Source organism: Actinokineospora cianjurensis, from assembly GCF_003663795.1.
GTDB lineage: Bacteria > Actinomycetota > Actinomycetes > Mycobacteriales > Pseudonocardiaceae > Actinokineospora > Actinokineospora terrae.
This window is the reverse complement of record NZ_RCDD01000001.1, coordinates 1,121,189-1,135,959: the sequence shown is the minus strand read 5'-3', so window position 1 is coordinate 1,135,959 and position 14,771 is coordinate 1,121,189. Positions and strand designations below refer to the sequence as shown.

15 protein-coding genes are annotated in these 14,771 nt (G+C 69.1%); 9 read left to right on the top strand and 6 right to left on the bottom strand.

Features of this window, described 5'->3' with window-relative positions:
* The first annotated feature begins 163 nt into the window (after nt 1–163).
* Entirely contained in the window at nt 164–1,402 is a 1,239-nt protein-coding gene (locus CLV68_RS05365) for an MFS transporter (RefSeq protein WP_121389429.1), read from the top strand.
* Complete coding sequence (locus tag CLV68_RS05360) at nt 1,399–2,364, top strand: hypothetical protein (protein WP_121389428.1); 966 nt, start codon at nt 1,399–1,401, stop codon at nt 2,362–2,364. The genes CLV68_RS05365 and CLV68_RS05360 overlap by 4 nt, the downstream gene beginning before the upstream one ends.
* 67 nt (nt 2,365–2,431) lie before the next feature.
* Here CLV68_RS05360 and CLV68_RS05355 read toward each other — a convergent pair whose 3' ends face one another.
* Nucleotides 2,432–3,475, bottom strand: a complete 1,044-nt coding sequence (locus CLV68_RS05355) for a right-handed parallel beta-helix repeat-containing protein (protein WP_147459885.1) — start codon at nt 3,473–3,475, stop codon at nt 2,432–2,434.
* A gap of 389 nt (nt 3,476–3,864) precedes the next feature.
* Between CLV68_RS05355 and CLV68_RS05345 the strand changes: the two genes are divergently transcribed.
* The 5 genes from CLV68_RS05345 (at nt 3,865) to CLV68_RS05325 (ending at nt 10,460) form a co-directional block, all read left to right on the top strand.
* Entirely contained in the window at nt 3,865–5,496 is a 1,632-nt protein-coding gene (locus CLV68_RS05345; RefSeq protein WP_147459884.1) for a hypothetical protein, read from the top strand.
* 167 nt (nt 5,497–5,663) lie between these two features.
* On the top strand, nt 5,664–6,647 hold the full coding sequence (locus tag CLV68_RS05340; protein ID WP_147459883.1) for a hypothetical protein: 984 nt from the start codon (nt 5,664–5,666) through the stop codon (nt 6,645–6,647).
* Nucleotides 6,648–6,649: 2 nt separating this feature from the next.
* The gene (locus tag CLV68_RS05335) at nt 6,650–8,092 is read left to right on the top strand and encodes an O-antigen ligase family protein (protein WP_246009673.1); all 1,443 of its coding nucleotides are present in this window, start codon (nt 6,650–6,652) and stop codon (nt 8,090–8,092) included.
* A complete protein-coding gene (locus CLV68_RS05330) occupies nt 8,089–9,642 on the top strand; it encodes an oligosaccharide flippase family protein (RefSeq protein ID WP_121389424.1) in 1,554 nt (517 codons plus the stop codon). The genes CLV68_RS05335 and CLV68_RS05330 overlap by 4 nt, the downstream gene beginning before the upstream one ends.
* Entirely contained in the window at nt 9,639–10,460 is an 822-nt protein-coding gene (locus tag CLV68_RS05325; protein ID WP_121389423.1) for a glycosyltransferase family 2 protein, read from the top strand. Before CLV68_RS05330 ends, CLV68_RS05325 begins: the two co-directional genes overlap by 4 nt.
* Before the next feature lie 19 nt (nt 10,461–10,479).
* On the opposite strand, the gene CLV68_RS05320 is transcribed toward CLV68_RS05325, so the two are convergent.
* The 3 genes from CLV68_RS05320 to CLV68_RS05310 all read right to left on the bottom strand — a co-directional run bounded on the left by CLV68_RS05320 (nt 10,480) and on the right by CLV68_RS05310 (nt 12,088).
* The gene (locus CLV68_RS05320; RefSeq protein ID WP_121389422.1) at nt 10,480–11,295 is read right to left on the bottom strand and encodes a hypothetical protein; all 816 of its coding nucleotides are present in this window, start codon (nt 11,293–11,295) and stop codon (nt 10,480–10,482) included.
* Between the two features lie 12 nt (nt 11,296–11,307).
* A complete protein-coding gene (locus CLV68_RS05315; RefSeq protein WP_121389421.1) occupies nt 11,308–11,805 on the bottom strand; it encodes a SigE family RNA polymerase sigma factor in 498 nt (165 codons plus the stop codon).
* Nucleotides 11,806–11,869: 64 nt separating this feature from the next.
* Complete coding sequence (locus tag CLV68_RS05310; protein WP_121389420.1) at nt 11,870–12,088, bottom strand: hypothetical protein; 219 nt, start codon at nt 12,086–12,088, stop codon at nt 11,870–11,872.
* 151 nt (nt 12,089–12,239) lie between these two features.
* Here CLV68_RS05310 and CLV68_RS05305 point away from each other — a divergent pair, with 151 nt between their 5' ends.
* On the top strand, nt 12,240–13,100 hold the full coding sequence (locus CLV68_RS05305; protein ID WP_121389419.1) for a helix-turn-helix domain-containing protein: 861 nt from the start codon (nt 12,240–12,242) through the stop codon (nt 13,098–13,100).
* Nucleotides 13,101–13,108: 8 nt separating this feature from the next.
* Nucleotides 13,109–13,351, top strand: coding sequence for a DUF397 domain-containing protein (locus tag CLV68_RS05300; RefSeq protein WP_121389418.1), 243 nt, complete (start codon nt 13,109–13,111; stop codon nt 13,349–13,351).
* Here the strand turns inward: CLV68_RS05300 and CLV68_RS05295 are convergent.
* Nucleotides 13,348–14,169 carry a phosphotransferase family protein gene (locus CLV68_RS05295; protein ID WP_246009672.1) on the bottom strand — a complete coding sequence of 274 codons (822 nt, stop codon included), beginning with the start codon at nt 14,167–14,169 and terminating at the stop codon, nt 13,348–13,350. The genes CLV68_RS05300 and CLV68_RS05295 overlap by 4 nt on opposite strands.
* A gap of 86 nt (nt 14,170–14,255) precedes the next feature.
* Entirely contained in the window at nt 14,256–14,732 is a 477-nt protein-coding gene (locus tag CLV68_RS05290) for a glycine-rich domain-containing protein (protein WP_121389416.1), read from the bottom strand.
* Nucleotides 14,733–14,771 lie beyond the last annotated feature (39 nt).

Below are 14,771 nucleotides of genomic sequence, written 5' to 3'. Positions count from 1 at the left end.
AGTTCGCTCGATCGGGGATATCGGTTACCGGCGGTGCGAGTTGACCGCGCGACTACCCACCAAAGATTCGGTCCAGTTCGGCACCTTGTTACACACCGTGGTCGTTTTCCGATACGCGGGTCGAGGCGCCGCGGCGAAGCGGTCTAGCTGCGGAGGTGTTCGGGTGTACGTTGCGTCGACCAGGCAGACCAAGGGGTCGCCGTCGGACGGTGGAGTGCGGCCGAGCCGGGTGCCGACCACCGTTGTGCTCTTGGGCACGGTGAGCCTGCTCACAGACATCTCCTCGGAGATGGTGACGGCGTTCCTGCCGATCTACGTGATCTTCAACCTGCAGATGAGCTACCTGCAGCTCGGCCTGCTCGACGGCATCTACACCGGCGCGACCGCGGTGCTGCGGCTGGTCGGCGGGCACATCTCCGACCGGGTGCACCGGCACAAGGCGGTCGCGGTCGTCGGGTACGGCATGTCGGCGGTCACCAAGCTGGCCTTCCCGGCGATCGGCGCGTCCTCGGTCGGCCTCGGCGGCGTGCTGGCGGTCGACCGGGCGGGCAAGGGGCTGCGCACCGCCCCCCGCGACGCACTCATCTCCCTGGTCACACCCAGGGAACGGCTCGGCGAGGCGTTCGGCGTGCACCGCACGATGGACACCATCGGCGCGCTGCTCGGTCCACTCGCGACCTTCGCGCTGCTGAGCTGGGTGACCACCAGGCCGGACCCGATCTTCATGATCAGCTTCTGCTTCGCCGCGCTCGGTGTGATCGTGCTCATCTTCTTCGTCCGCCAGCCCAAGCTGGAGCGGGTCCCCGGCAAGGTGGTCACCCTGCGTGCCACCGCGGAACTGCTGCGCAACAAGGGCATGCGCCGGACCACCATCGCCGCCGGGCTGCTCGGCCTGGCGACGATCTCCGACGCGTTCGTGTTCGTGGTGCTCCAGCAGGTGTCCGGGGTGTCGCCGACCTGGCTGGCGCTGATGCCGGTCGGCACCGCGCTGACCTTCCTGCTGGCCGCGACCCCGCTGGGCAAGCTGGCCGACCGGGCCGGGCGCTGGCGGATGTTCTTCGCCGGGCACGTGCTGCTGCTCGGGGTGTACCTGCTGCTGCTCGGGCCGATCTCCGGGGTCCCGCTGGTGCTGGTCACCGTCGCGCTGCACGGGCTGTTCTACGCTGCGACCGACGGCGTGCTGATGGCGCACGGGGCGACCCTGGTGCCCGAGCACCTGCGCGCCAGCGGCCTGTCGATCGTGCAGACCGGCCAGGCCCTCGCGCGGTTCGCCTCGTCGGTGTGCTTCGGTTTGTTCCTGACGAGCTTCGCCTTCAGCACGGCGGTGCTCATCTCGATCAGCACGATGACGATCGCACTGGTCGGAGTGTTCCTGCTCATCCGCCCGGAGGTCTCGCGGTGAAGGACTGGTTCGTACGGAACCGGATCGTGGTCGGGGTGATCGCGATGGTCGTGGTGATCGCCCTCGGGGTGGTCTACGTGGTGGCGACGGTGCGCGACCAACAGGCAGCGGCGACGCAGCCCGGGGCCGCAGTGGACAGCGGCCTGACCTTCGTCGACAACGGCGGGGGCCAGAACCTCGTGTCGACATTGGACGCTTCCGGCAAGAGGACGCCGGGGTCGCTGAAGTGTCTACGCGTGTACACGGCTGCCGGTACGACCGTCTGCCTGCGAATGGGCCTACCTGGCGCGTACGAGGCCGCGGTGTACGTCGACGGCAAGGAGGTCCGGACGGTGCCACTGCCCGGTACGCCTTCGCGCGCGCGGGTGTCGGCGTCCGGCAAGATCGTGTCGTGGACCGTGTTCGTGACCGGTGACTCTTACCTGGCGCCGGGCGGGTTCTCGACGCGCACCGGGGTGCTGGACCTGCGTACCGGCGAGCTGGTGGAGTCGCTGGAGACCTTCGCGATGACGATCGAGGGCGTGCCGGACAAGCGGCTCAACGAGAACTACTGGGGCGTGACCGTGGCCTCGGACGACAACACGTTCTACGCGACCCTGGGGTCGAGCAACACCACCTGGCTGATCAAGGGCGACCTCAAGGCGCGGTCGATGGAGACCGTCCGGCAGTCCGCCGAGTGCCCGTCGCTGTCGCCGGACCAGACGCGGGTCGCGTACAAGAAGCGCGGCGGGCGGCTGGGGACTTGGCAGCTGTTCGTACTCGACTTGGCGTCGGGCAAGGAGACACAGCTTCCCGGGTCCGACGGGGTGGACGACCAGGCTGCCTGGCTGAACCCGACCACCTTGGCTTACGCGAAGGTGCAGCAGGGCGGCGCTCCCACGATTTACGAATCCGCTGCGGATGGGTCGGGTCAACCACGGGAACTGGTCGCAGCCGCTTCTTCACCGGGGCCGGTCGCCTAAGTCCCTTAGCAGCAGAAAGGCCGCCGTCACCCGGGGGAAAGTGACGGCGGCCTTTTGCGAGCCCGGACTAGCTGGGCTTGTTGATCTGCTTGTTCGACGAGCTCACGTTGTTCGACCAGGCGGCGATGGTGGCGCCCTTGTCGACGAACGCCTCACCCCAGCCGCCTGCTGTGGTGCCGAACTTGTTGTCCGTGATGATGGCCGCGCGGGCTGAGGCGCCTACTCGCATGATGTAGCCGCCGCCTGCGAGGTAGTTGCCGACGATCTGGAGGCCGGTGGTCTGGCCCGCGTCGCCTTCCATGATGAACACGGCGGCGTTCTGGTGGGTTCCGTCGTACGCCTTGCCGTCCGCGCTGATGTCGATCCGGTTGAACCGGATCACCGTGTTCGGGCCGCCGTAGGACTGGATGCCGTCGTTGTGGGTGTTGTTCGGGTAGGTCCCGGAGCGGAGCAGGTCGTGGATGTAGTTCTGCTCGATGGTGCTGTTGCCGGGGCCGTTCTGGATGCCGTCGGGCGTGCCCGAGATGTCGCACCGCTGGACGGTGACGGTGGCGTCGCCGTGGATGGCGCCGTTGCCCCACTGCGGGCCGGGCCACTGGTCGTCCTTGTACGTGATCGTCGTGTCGCTCACGTTGATGTGGCCGCTGTTGCCCAGCAGGGGCGCCCAGCTGTTGTGGTTGCCCTCGATGACCGAGTTCTTGATGGTCAGGGTGCCCTTGCCGTTGTACTCGATGCCGCCCTTGACGTAGACGTTCTCCAGGGTGACGTTGCCGCTGAAGCGCAGCGCGCCGGAGTTCCACGTGGTGCCGGGCGGGGCTGAGCCTGGGCCGTCGACGACCTTGAGCTTCGCCCGGTCGCCCCGGAAGCCGACCTGGCCCGCTTGGGGCGCCGAGCCGTTGGGCGGTGGCGTGCCCGGCTGCGGGGCCGTGGGCTTCGGGGTGGATGGCTTGAGGGTCGACGAGGCGGTCGGTGGGGCGCTCGACACCGTCGTGCTGGACGGTGGAGCACTCGTGGTCGTCGGCGTCTCGGTCGACGTCGGCGCGGAGGTCGGCGCCGGGATGGTCGAACTCGTCGGGATGGTCGGTACGGGCGGAGCGGGCTTCCCGGCCACGGGCTTGCACCCGGATGCCAGGACCAGCGCCCCCAGGGCCAGTCCGGTCGTCAGGGCGATGTCACGCGCCCGTCTGAGACCGTGCCGCTTGCCTAACTCCGCAGACGTGTGATGTCGAGCGGACATGAGATCCTTCCGGTTGGCAACAAGTCGCCCCCGTTACAGGACAAGGGTTTCAGCTCGGGACCAGGTGCCCCGGAGCCGCTGGAACTCTAGGCACATCCACCGCCAGATCACAATGGAGTCACGAAGCCGGGCGGGTCTTGATTACCAAGCGTGGGATCCATCACTCGTCCGAGCGAGGCGACGCTGCGTAACGATTCCGCCCGGCACGCGATGCCTGCACCGAGCACATCTGCTCACCCCCCACCAGGCAGCCGGGAGCTGGGATGCGCACGAGCGCCCGACCGACACCCGCCCCGAACCGGCTCGCGGCCGGGCCAGGGGCCAGCACGCGATCGCCCGTGTGGCTCACCGCCACGGCGGTGGCCTGCGTACTCGCCGTCATCCGGATCGTGGTGGTCGCGGTCACCCCGTACTCGACCGCGGTGGGCCTGTTCGACGACGACGCCTTTTACTACTTCGGCGTAGCCGGACATATCGCCGCTGGCGACGGTTCGACCTTCAACGGACTCGACCCGACCAACGGATATCACCCTCTGTGGCTGTTGGTCCTCGTACCGGTGTTTTCGATCACGAACGGTAAGGCCGCGCTGGTTGCTGTGACGCTGGTCTCATCGGTGCTGGCGATTGCCTCCGGACGGCAGATTGACCGAATCGGGGTGATCACCGGCCGTCCGGTCGTGGTCACGCTCTGCGCGACCCCGCTCCTGGTGGTCGGCGCGGCGGGTCCCTCGTTCTGGTACTCGGGCATGGAGACGGGCCTACTTCTCTTCGCCCTGCTCTGGCTGGCCGCGACCTACCTGCGCACCGACGGCTTCACCGCGGCCGACTTCGGCCCGGCCGCCGCCCGCAAGGTGGGCGTGCTGGTGGCCATCGCGATCCTCGCCCGGCTCGACACCGTCTTCCCGATGGCCGTGCTGGCCGTCGTGGCCGTCGTCTCCTGGAACCGCGCGGGCAAGCCCTGGCTGCGGCTGGGCCTGTCGATGGCCGCCGTGCCCGCCGCCGCCCTGGTGGCCTACCTGGTGGTCAACCAGGCGCTGTTCCACACACCCCTGCCGGTGTCCGGACAGGCCAAGGCGATCGGCAGCAGCGGGTTCAACACCGACACGATCGGGCAGTTCCTCACCTCGCCGGTCCTCTTCGGCCAGTCGACCTACCTCGGCGCCATCGGGCTGGCCGTCGTCATCGGCGCGCTGGTGGCCAGGGCGACCGGCGGGATCGGGCTCGCGGCCCGGTTCGGCGCCGTCGTCCTCGCGGGCGGTGTACTCACGGTCGGTTACTACGCGTTTACCTCCTCTTGGCAGCTGTGGCCCTGGTACTTCTCCTCCGCGCCACTCGCCGTCGCGCTCGCCGGACCGGCCGTTGTGGACAAATGGGCGAAGTGGGTGCCCGCGCGCAAGGTCGGCGCGCTCGCCCTGGTGCTCGTGGTCGTCGCCGCGGTCGGTGCCAACGCGGTCCGCTCCGGCAAGGGCGGCGTGGCCCGCTCCGCGTTCATCGAGGCCGGACCCGCCGTCGCCGCGCAGATCGACGCGCTCGCGCCTGCCGGGGAGCCCATCGCGATGGGCGACCGCGCGGGCAGCGTGGGCTACCACCTGCACCGACCGGTGGTCCACTTGGAAGGGCTGGTCAACTCGGCCGAGTACCTCGACGCCCTCAAGAACGGCACCGTGCACCACTTCCTCGCCACGCGGGGGGTCGCCCTCTACGCGCGTGGGGACAACGATCCGGGCACACCGGACGAGAACAACCCGGGTTGCGTTCGGTTCACCGAGCCGCAACAGGGTGGTGGGACGAAGGTAGACATAGTCGTCTGCGATAAAGACCTGTTGCTTACAACCCCGGTGGCAGACGGTACGTCCTACCGGGTGTGGAGGTACGAGGTGAACCTGAACCGGTAGATCGGTCGCTTAGACCGTTCAGCGGAGCAGGTGCACGCGTAGCATCACCTGGAGTAACGACTTTCTTCGCATAGCGATGAACCTACAAGTAGGCGACCGGACCGGTAGCTCGTGTCACGTCGTGTGTTGGGGCGCAGATGATGGATTTCTTCAAGACACTGCTGCTGATGTTGAAGCGGTGGTACATCGCGCTCCCGGTGTTCGCCGTGACCGTCGGCGCCGCCGGGGGCGCTTACGTGGCGATCCCGCTGCATTACGAGTCGGTCGGCACGATGGTCCTCACCTCGCCCGCGGGCGGGGCGACGAGCGTCACCGACAAGGTGCCCGGGCAGACGAACCCGCTGCTGGCGTTCGAGACCAGTCTGACCATCTCGGCCGCCATCGTGATCCAGAGCATCAACACCCCCGAGGTGGTCAAGTCCCTCGGCGGTGACTCCCCGGACCACAAGTTCGTGCTGACCGGTGGCGGCGACGGCGGCCCGTTCATCACGGTCAAGACCGAGAGCGCGTCCGAGCCGGGTGCCCGCGAGCTCGCGGTGAAGGTCCTCGACCGGGTGAAGGCGGAGCTGGCCAAGCGGCAGCAGGCGCTCAACGCGCCGCCGAGCACGTTCATCGGCGTCGACGACGTCGTCCCGCCGACCAAGCCGGAGCCCCTGCGCGGCGGCAAGCTGCGCGGTGCCGCGGTGGCCCTGGTGCTCGGCCTCGCCGCGAGCCTCACCGTCGTCTACTTCCTGGAGACGCGCCGGGAGCGCAAGCGCTTGAAGGACAACCCCGACGAGGACGAGTTCGACGACGACCTCGACCCCGAGGACGACCGCGGCGAGCCTGCCCGACCGGCTCGCCGGGAGCCCGAGCCGCCGCGCCAGAACCTGCCGCCCGTGACCCGCACCCCGCAGCCGCTGGGGTCGTCGGCGTCCGAGCGGACCCAGATGCTGCGTCCGGCCCAAGTGGAGCCCGGCACCACGAGCACGCCCAACGGCCGCCCGGCCAACGGTGCGCCGACGACCGGTACCAAGAGCGGGCAGTTGCCCGCGCCCGGTAGCGCTTCCAACCGCCGCCCCGGGCAGGGCAACCGCTCGCCCGAGGAGTACCGCGAACCCCCGACCGTCCGCGTCAAGCCCGCGCAGGCACCGCAAGAACCGCGTGGCTGACCGTGTCGGCCGACCAGCTGCCTGACCAAACCGGGGGCAAGGCTCGGTTCGACGGCGCCACCATCGCCTGCGTCTACGCGCTGGCGATGACCGTCATCCCCGCCGCCCTGGTGATCAAGGGCCTGCCGATGTCGCTGACCCCCGGGGTGGCGATCGGCCTGCTGATGGGCGTGCTGTGGTTCCTCGCCCAGATGGTCAGCACGCTGGGCGTGGCCAAGGGCCGCAACGCGGCGCGCACGGCGCTGTTCCTGTTCGTCTGCTCGCAGCTGGCGACCTACGGCTACGCGACCTACGGCTACCTGCCCGGCGACGAGCTGGCGGCGGCCGACCGGACGCTGATCACGGTGATGGCGGTGGTCGCGGTCGGCATCGCGGTCACCGACGGCGTGCGCGGGCTGGCCAGGATCGACCGGGTGCTCAAGGCGATGATCGTCGGCGCCACCTTCATGGCGTTCGTCGGCATCCTGCAGTTCATGGCCGCCCTGGACATCACCCAGTACCTGGTGCTGCCCGGCCTGCGCGCCAACGGCTCGATGTCCTACGTGCTGGAGCGGTCGAACTTCCGCCGCCCCGCAGGCACATCCGGTCACCCGATCGAGTTCGGCGTGGTCTGCGCGATGACCGTGCCGCTGGCCCTGCACTACGCGCTGCGCGGGGTGGACCACGGCGGTCAGACGAAGCGGTGGTGGCTGTGCCTGGCGATCCTGGCCGTCGCCTCGATGCAGTCGCTGTCGCGGTCGGCGATCCTCGGCCTGGCCATCGCGGCGATCTTCATCATCCCGGCGATGGCGCCCAAGCGCCGGGTCAAGGCCCTGTGGGGGATGCTCGGCTTCCTCATCGCGATGCGGCTGATGGTGCCCGGTCTGGTCGGCACCCTGCTGAGCCTGTTCACCAGCATCAGCGTCGACCCGAGCGCCGAGAGCCGCCGCCGCGCGGTCGAGCGGGCGGGCAAGGAGATCCCCGAGCACCTGTTCCTCGGCCGCGGTCTCGGCACGTACCTGCCGGAGAAGTACGGCTGGCTGGACAACCAGTACCTGGGCACGCTGGTGCAGAACGGCGCCATCGGGCTGGCCCTGCTGATCTTCCTGTACCTGGCTGGCATGTACTGCGCGTTCCGGGCGCGGCTGGCCAGCAAGGACCCGCGGATCAAGGACCTGGGCGTCACGCTCGCGGCGTGCATCGCGGTGCCGGGCATCTCCTCGGCGACCTTCGACCTGATCGGGTTCGCCGTCGCCACCGGCTACACGTTCCTGCTGATCGGCATCGCCGGGGCGCTGTGGCGGACGGTGCAGGAGCAGCCGGGTGGGATTCCGCCACTGTTGACGGCTCCGGCGCAACGCCCGGGGCGGTTGCGACGACGACAAGACCGGGGCGGGCCGACCACCCGGTCGGGACCTGATCGTCCCCGCACACGACCTGACAAGAGACCTGAGGTGTCCGCGTGACCGGTGACGCCCCCAAGGCGCCGCACCCGCCGTCCGGCAACCAGTCGGACCCGCCCGCGGCCAGAGCGGTGGCGACCGAGTTGGGACCGGCCGCGCCTGCGCTGTCGAGCGAGCCCGCCCTGTCCGAACCGACGGTCGGCAGCAAGGTCGGCCGCGGCATCATGTGGAGCCTGCTCAACACCGTGGTGCTGCGGCTGGGCATCTTCATGGCGGGCATCGTCATGGCCCGGCTGCTCACCACCGCCGACTACGGCGTGTTCGCGATCGCGGTGACCGCGCTGACCGTGCTGCAGGCGTTCAACGAGCTGGGCGTGAGCCTGGCCGTGGTGCGCTGGGAGCGCGACGTGCGCGAGTTCGCGCCGACCGCGATGACCATCGCCGTGCTGAACTCGCTGCTGATCTACGGCCTGCTGTTCGTGCTGGCGCCCTGGTACTGCGAGTTGATGGGCAACCCCGAAGCGGTGCCCGTGGTCAACATCCTCTGCCTGGCGGTGGTGATCGACGGCATCGCGATCGTGCCCGCGACCATCCTCAACCGCGAGTTCTTGCAGCGCACCAGGTTCTTCTGCGACGCGGCGTCGTTCGTCGTGGTCACCTCGCTGACCATCACCCTCGGCGCGTCCGGCGCGGGCCCGATGAGCTTCTCGATCGGGCAGGTGGCCGGGGCGCTGGTGTCGATGAGCTGCTACCTGTGGTTGTGCCCGGTGCGGGTCCGGCCGGGCTGGGACCCGGTGGTGGCCAAGGAGCTGATCAACTTCGGGTTGCCGCTCGCCGCGGCCAGCCTGCTGACGCTGTCGGTCACCCAGGTCGACAAGCTGGTGGTCGGCGGCATCATGGACGCGGCGGCGCTCGGCCTGTACCTGATGGTGTTCAACCAGTCGAGCCTGCCGCTGCAGATCTTCTCCGAGGCCGCGCGCCGGGTGTCGCTGGCCGGGTTCTCCCGGATGGCCGACGACAAGCGGCAGCTGGAACAGGCCCTCGCCCGCGGTGTCGGGCTGATGATGGCGGCGGCGCTGCCGGTGTGCGCGCTGCTGGCCTGCTACGCGGCGCCGATGCTGGAGATCATCTACGGCGCCAAGTGGGTGCCCGGCTCGGTGGCGCTGCAGTTCCTGGCGATCCTCGGCCTGGCCAGGATCCTGCTGTTCATCGGCTACGACCTGATGGTGGCGCTGGACGGCAACCGGGTGCTGATCGGGTTGCAGGGCCTGTGGCTCGGCGCGGTCGTGCCCGCCCTGTTCGTCGGGACCTACCTCGACGGGATCCGCGGCGCGGCGATCGCCCAGGCGGCGGTCGCGGTGCTGATCGTGCTGCCCGCCTTCGCGTCCATGGTGGCGCGGCGCGGGATCCGGCTCGCGCCCTCGCTGCGGGCCTGCGTGCGGCCGCTGCTCGGCGGCGTGCTGCTGGTGGGCTCCGCGGTGCTGGTGCGCGGGGTGTTCGACAACGTGTACGCGCAGATGTTGATCGGCGGCCTCGTGGCCGCAATCGTCTACCTCCCGGTGGTGTACCCGATGCGCAAGATGCTCCCCGGCCGCTCGGGGGTGGCCGCGTGACCGCCCCCCTCAAGGACCGCAACGGCGTGTCCGCCACGGTCCGCCGCGCCCTCCGCGACACCTTCGGGCTGTGGCCGATGCACGAGGCCAAGACGAAAGTCCACTTGGGACGCAAGGTGCCCGCGCTGCGCAAGTTCGAGGACGGCGAGGTGGCGCGGCTGCGGTCGGCCGTCGGTTCGCGCCCCGAAGCGCTGGTGGCGACCGTGATGCCGACCTACAAGCGGCCCAAGCTGCTGCCGCTTGCCGTCGAGTCGGCGTTGGCGCAGACGGTCGACGACCAGGTCGTCATCGTGGTCGACGACGGCGCGGGCCTGCCCGCGCTGCCGTCCGACCCGCGGTTGGTGGCGGTGAGCCTGTCGCGGAACTCGGCGGTGCTCGGCCTGGTGCGCAACGTCGGCATCCGGCTGACCCGCTCGAAGTACCTGGCGTTCCTCGACGACGACAACACCTGGCGCGAGGACCACCTGGAGCAGACCCTCGCCACCCTGAACCGCGGCGCGGACCTGGTGTACTCCGCGGTCGAGCGGCGCAGGGCCGACGGGTCGGTGCTCGACGTGCTGTCCGAGGAGTTCGACCGGCGCACCATGGTCGACGACTCGCCGTACGTGGACTCGAACTCGATCGTCCTGCGGCGCGGCGACGACGTGCTGTTCAGCCGGATCCCGCGGGTGAAGAAGACGCTGCCCAAGGAGGACTGGGAGTTCGTGCACCGGATGGCGCGCACCCGGGTCGTGCAGCACGTGCCGGAGCCGACGGTGCGGTACCTGGTCAACGAGGACAGCTACTACACGGCCTGGACGCCGGAAACCCCCGCCTGAGCCAGGCGGGGGTCCTCGGTCAGCGCAGGGTGAGCCTGGGGTCCATCGCCAGGGCGGCCAACTGCTCCGGGGTGAGCGGGTAGGCGGTGAGCGCCTTGACCGCCGGGGTGAACTCCTGGGCCTGGGTGACGATCACCCGCACGCCGTCCGGGTGCAGGAAGGACGCCCACTGGTAGGCCCCGCCGGTCGCGGTGTAGACCGGGAGGTAGTGGTCGCCGACCTTGGTGGTCACGCACGACGCTTCCATGCCCTCGCGCGGGACGTCGCACCCGACCGCGCCCCGGAACGAGGGGATCACCTCGACCACGAGCCTGCCCCAGCGGTCGTCCTTGCCGATGGCCGCGTAAGCGGTGTACTCCCACTGCTCGGCGTTGTCGTCGACGACCTGAGCCTGGTGCGCCCGCGCCGGGATGTCGCTGCCCGCGACCTCGGTGGGGGCGGAGTAGCCGCCGGGCACGACGGCGAGGACCCGGGCGAGCAGGTTCTTGCCGAGGTCGGCCTGCGGTCCGCTCGTCTGGGTGCGGTCGGTCTGGCCCTCAGGAAGCTTCGGCCCGGTGTCGGAGGCCGTCGGGCCGGTGGTCGTTACGGTCGGGGTGCTGCTGTTGCCGCTGCCCACGGTGATGGAGTCGCCGCGGCCACCCAGCCCGGGCAGGGCGAAGGCACCCACGGCGACCACGACAACGGCGGCGGCCGAGGCGAGGCCCGCGAGCCTCGCCCGGTGCGCCCGCTTGGCCTGGCGCGCGTCGTGGAGTACCTCGTCGCCGTCCATCGCGGGCGGCGTCGGGGTGCCGTTCATGACCTCGTGCAGCGCGGTGCGCAGGGAGTGCTCGTCCATTGTGGTCCTTCGTCAGAAAGTCGCGGTGGGGGCGGGGAGCAGGCCGCGCAGGTTCACGAGCCCCCGAGCGGCCTGGCTCTTCACCGTGCCCTCGGAACAGCCCATGACCCGCGCGGTCTCCTCCAGCGAGAGGTCTTCCCAGTACCGCAGGACCAGTGCGGCACGTTGCCGGGCGGGCACCCTGGCCAGTGCCCGCAACAGGACCACCCGGTCTTCCACGCTCCCGCCGCTGGGCGAGGCGTGGTCACCGGGGTCCTCCGTCACCATTTCCCGTTTGAAGAACCCACGACGGGTCTCATCGAGAAACGACCTGACCAGGATCTGCCTGGTGTAACCGTCGAGCTTCCCGCGCTCGGCGATCCTGTCCCAGACCCGATAGAGCTTGACGAACGCGGTCTGCACCAAGTCCTCTGCCCGGTGCCAGTCGCCGCACAGCAGGTACGCCGTGCCGCGCATGCTGGTCGACCGCGCCGCGAAGTACTCAGCGAAGTCGCGATCTCGATCGCTCATCGAACCCCCTGGCCAACCTGTAGCTACCCAGTACTCACGCCCGGACCCACCGACAGGGTTGCACTCAGTCCTGGTCCGGCGGGAGGTTCAGCAGGATGTGCACGTCGCTGGTCGCGTTGACGGCCAACATCGCAACACGGGAGATGTCGTCGACGCGGACGGACAAGACCGGGGTCTCGCCCGGCTTGCCGAAGGTCAGCTCGATGTCGTGCGGGTTCCGCACCACGTAGTCCATGTCGTAGGCGCCGTTGAAGGCGTACTTGGCGGTCTTGGTGATGTCCACGGGCGACTCCTTGGCTTCGGTGCCCCGACTACAAAGGGTGACGGAGCGGGGTGTAAACACAAGCATGCAGGAGCTTGACTGGGTACGCAACCCTGCATAATCAAGTGATGCGTTTGCTGGGTGTGGGAGGAGTGCGGAAAGATTGGACCCCGTGGCACAACGCAAGACGACACCCACGGTCCGGCTCCGCCGCCTGGCCGCCGAACTCCGGCGGCTGCGCGGCGAGGTCGGGATGACCCGGGAAGAGGTGTCGGAGCAGACCGGGATCAACAGCGTCACCCTGTACCGGATCGAGTCGGCCAAGGCCCGACCCCAGGGCAGGACACTGGCGGCGATGTTGAGCCTGTACGAGGTGGACGCGGAGACCCGGGCGCAGTTGGTGGCCCTGTCGAAGGACGCGACCAAACAGGGCTGGCACCAGCCGTTCTACTCGGAGCTGCCGGACGAGTACACGGCCTACATCAGCTTCGAGGCCGAGGCGCGTTCCATGCGCAACTACGAATCGCTGTTCGTGCCCGGCTTGCTGCAGACCGAGGACTACACCCGAGCTGTTGTTCAAGGCGTCGAGCCGAACATCCCGAAGGCGGATGCCGAAGCCAGGGTGCAGGCGAGACTCGCTCGACAGGGCCTGCTCACGAGGGAACCGCCGCTGAGCTTCTGGGCGATCGTGGACGAGGCAGCACTGCGCCGGATGGTTGGCGGCACAGCAGTGATGGCCGAGCAGTACAAGCATCTGATCGAGGCAGTTAGCCAACCCCGGGTGACCTTGCAGATAGTCCCATTCGCTGTCGGCGCACACCCAGGCATGCCTGGCTCGTTTGTCATCCTCGACTTCGCCGATCCGATGGACACAGACCTGATCTACCTGGACAGCATGGCAGGCGACCTGTTCCTGGAATCGGAGCAGGACATCCAGCGCTACACAACGATGTTCGACAACCTTCGCGCAGTCGCGTTGAGCCCAAGCGCCTCCGCGCAACTGCTCGCCGATCTTGCCGATTCAATGAGGTAGGAGAAGACATGACCACGCCTGACATCTCGCGCGCGGAGTGGCGCAAGAGCAGCTTCAGCAGCGGCAACGGCGAATGCGTCGAAGTCGCCTACGTGTGGCGCAAGAGCAGTGCCAGCAGCGCAAACGGCCAGTGTGTGGAGGTGGCGTTCGCCGCCGAGCGGGTGGCGGTGCGGGATTCCAAGAACCCCAATGGCCCCATCGTGATCCTGCCCGCCCGGAGCCTGACCGCGCTGGTCGCGTCCCTGGGCTAGTCGGATAGCCCCAGCCGGGTACGCGCCCAACTCCGCGCGGCCGCGGTCAGCGCTGCCCGGTGCGGGAGTGGTTGATCGCGCTGCAGGTACTCCCACATCCCCCAGATCGCCACCGCGAATGCCGTGCCCGTGTCCTGCGGTACCTCCCGCCACACCGGCACGTTCTCGGCCCACCGCTCCGCCGCCGCGGGAGTGTGCCCAGCGTCAACCAGCCGCGTGATGAGGAACGCCACGTCAACGGCGGCGTTGGCCCGGCGCGACCAGGCCCAGTCGACAGCTCGCGCGGTCGTGTCCGAGACGAGGATGTTCAACGGGTGCAGGTCGGTGTGGGCGAGGTCGTCCCCGTCGACCAACTCGACCGCTCGCTGCTCCCAGCCGCTGAGCGCCTTCAGGTGCACCCGCGCCCACGGGTCCAGGTCGTCGGGGATGTCCTCGGCCAACCGTCGCCAGGCTGCGAGCCTGGCCCACTGCTCGGCAAGGCGTGGAGCCGGTGCGGGGCAGCGGGCCAGGTCACGGGTCACCACGGTCACCAGGTCGGCGACGAGGTTCAGGTCGGCCGAGCCGGGCGAGAGATCCGCGTGGTGGCCGTCGACGTGGTCGAACCCGAGCAGCACCCAGTCGTCCACTTCGACGCACCACCGCAGGCGCGGTGCGATCGCGGTGGGCAGCCAGCCGTTGACCTCGGCCTCATGCCGGTGCATCCGCCCTCGCCTGCCACCTGCCTCAGCGATCCCCTTGCAGAACAGCCGCCCGTCCGCGAGGTGCAGAACAGCCGAGAAGTCGGAGTTGCGCCCCGCCACCGGGATGTCCGCGCGCACAACCGGACCCGCTTCGCGCTCAACAGCCGCACGGACGGCGGTCGGTAGATCGTCCCAAGAGCGGCGGGCCACAGTTCTCCCGTACGTCAGGCCCCTGGCGGGGGCGGCGGATCATCGTGGCACCCGTTGTGGCAACCGGTGCACTTCTGACACCCGATGTCGGTCAACGGCCACAACTGCGCGTCGATGACATACCTGCGTCCTACCGCCTCGACAGTGCGCACCAGCGTGGCACGGGCCGCTTCGCCGCGAGTACCCCGGTCCTCCTCCGCGGTGGGCACATGATGGACGAACCGACCCGCGACCCGGTCGCAGAAGTCGGCGTATTCCTTCGTGTGGAGGATGAACGCGTGCCAACCGATGTCGACCGCCGCACTCGGCGACAGGGGCATAGCGCTGTTCGACCCGCACACCGCCACAAATGCCAACGCCTGGTCCACAATCCGCTCAGCCATGGCTCGGTCCACGCCTTCCTCGGCGACAACTCGACGGGCCAGCCGGTCGAACAATCCCTCGGACACCAACGAACGCCCCGTCGCGTGCTCGCTCATCACAACGGTCACCTGAACTCCTTCGTGTCGTTGACAGCACCCGACGTTCCC

What these genes read in the sequence shown, in the direction of transcription:
- CLV68_RS05345 (WP_147459884.1), top strand. Translation starts at nt 3,865, where the DNA reads ATGCGCACGAGCGCCCGACCGACACCCGCCCCGAACCGGCTCGCGGCC.
- CLV68_RS05340 (WP_147459883.1), top strand. Translation starts at nt 5,664, where the DNA reads ATGTTGAAGCGGTGGTACATCGCGCTCCCGGTGTTCGCCGTGACCGTC.
- CLV68_RS05320 (WP_121389422.1), bottom strand. Translation starts at nt 11,295, where the DNA reads ATGGACGAGCACTCCCTGCGCACCGCGCTGCACGAGGTCATGAACGGC.
- CLV68_RS05315 (WP_121389421.1), bottom strand. Translation starts at nt 11,805, where the DNA reads ATGAGCGATCGAGATCGCGACTTCGCTGAGTACTTCGCGGCGCGGTCG.
- CLV68_RS05300 (WP_121389418.1), top strand. Translation starts at nt 13,109, where the DNA reads ATGACCACGCCTGACATCTCGCGCGCGGAGTGGCGCAAGAGCAGCTTC.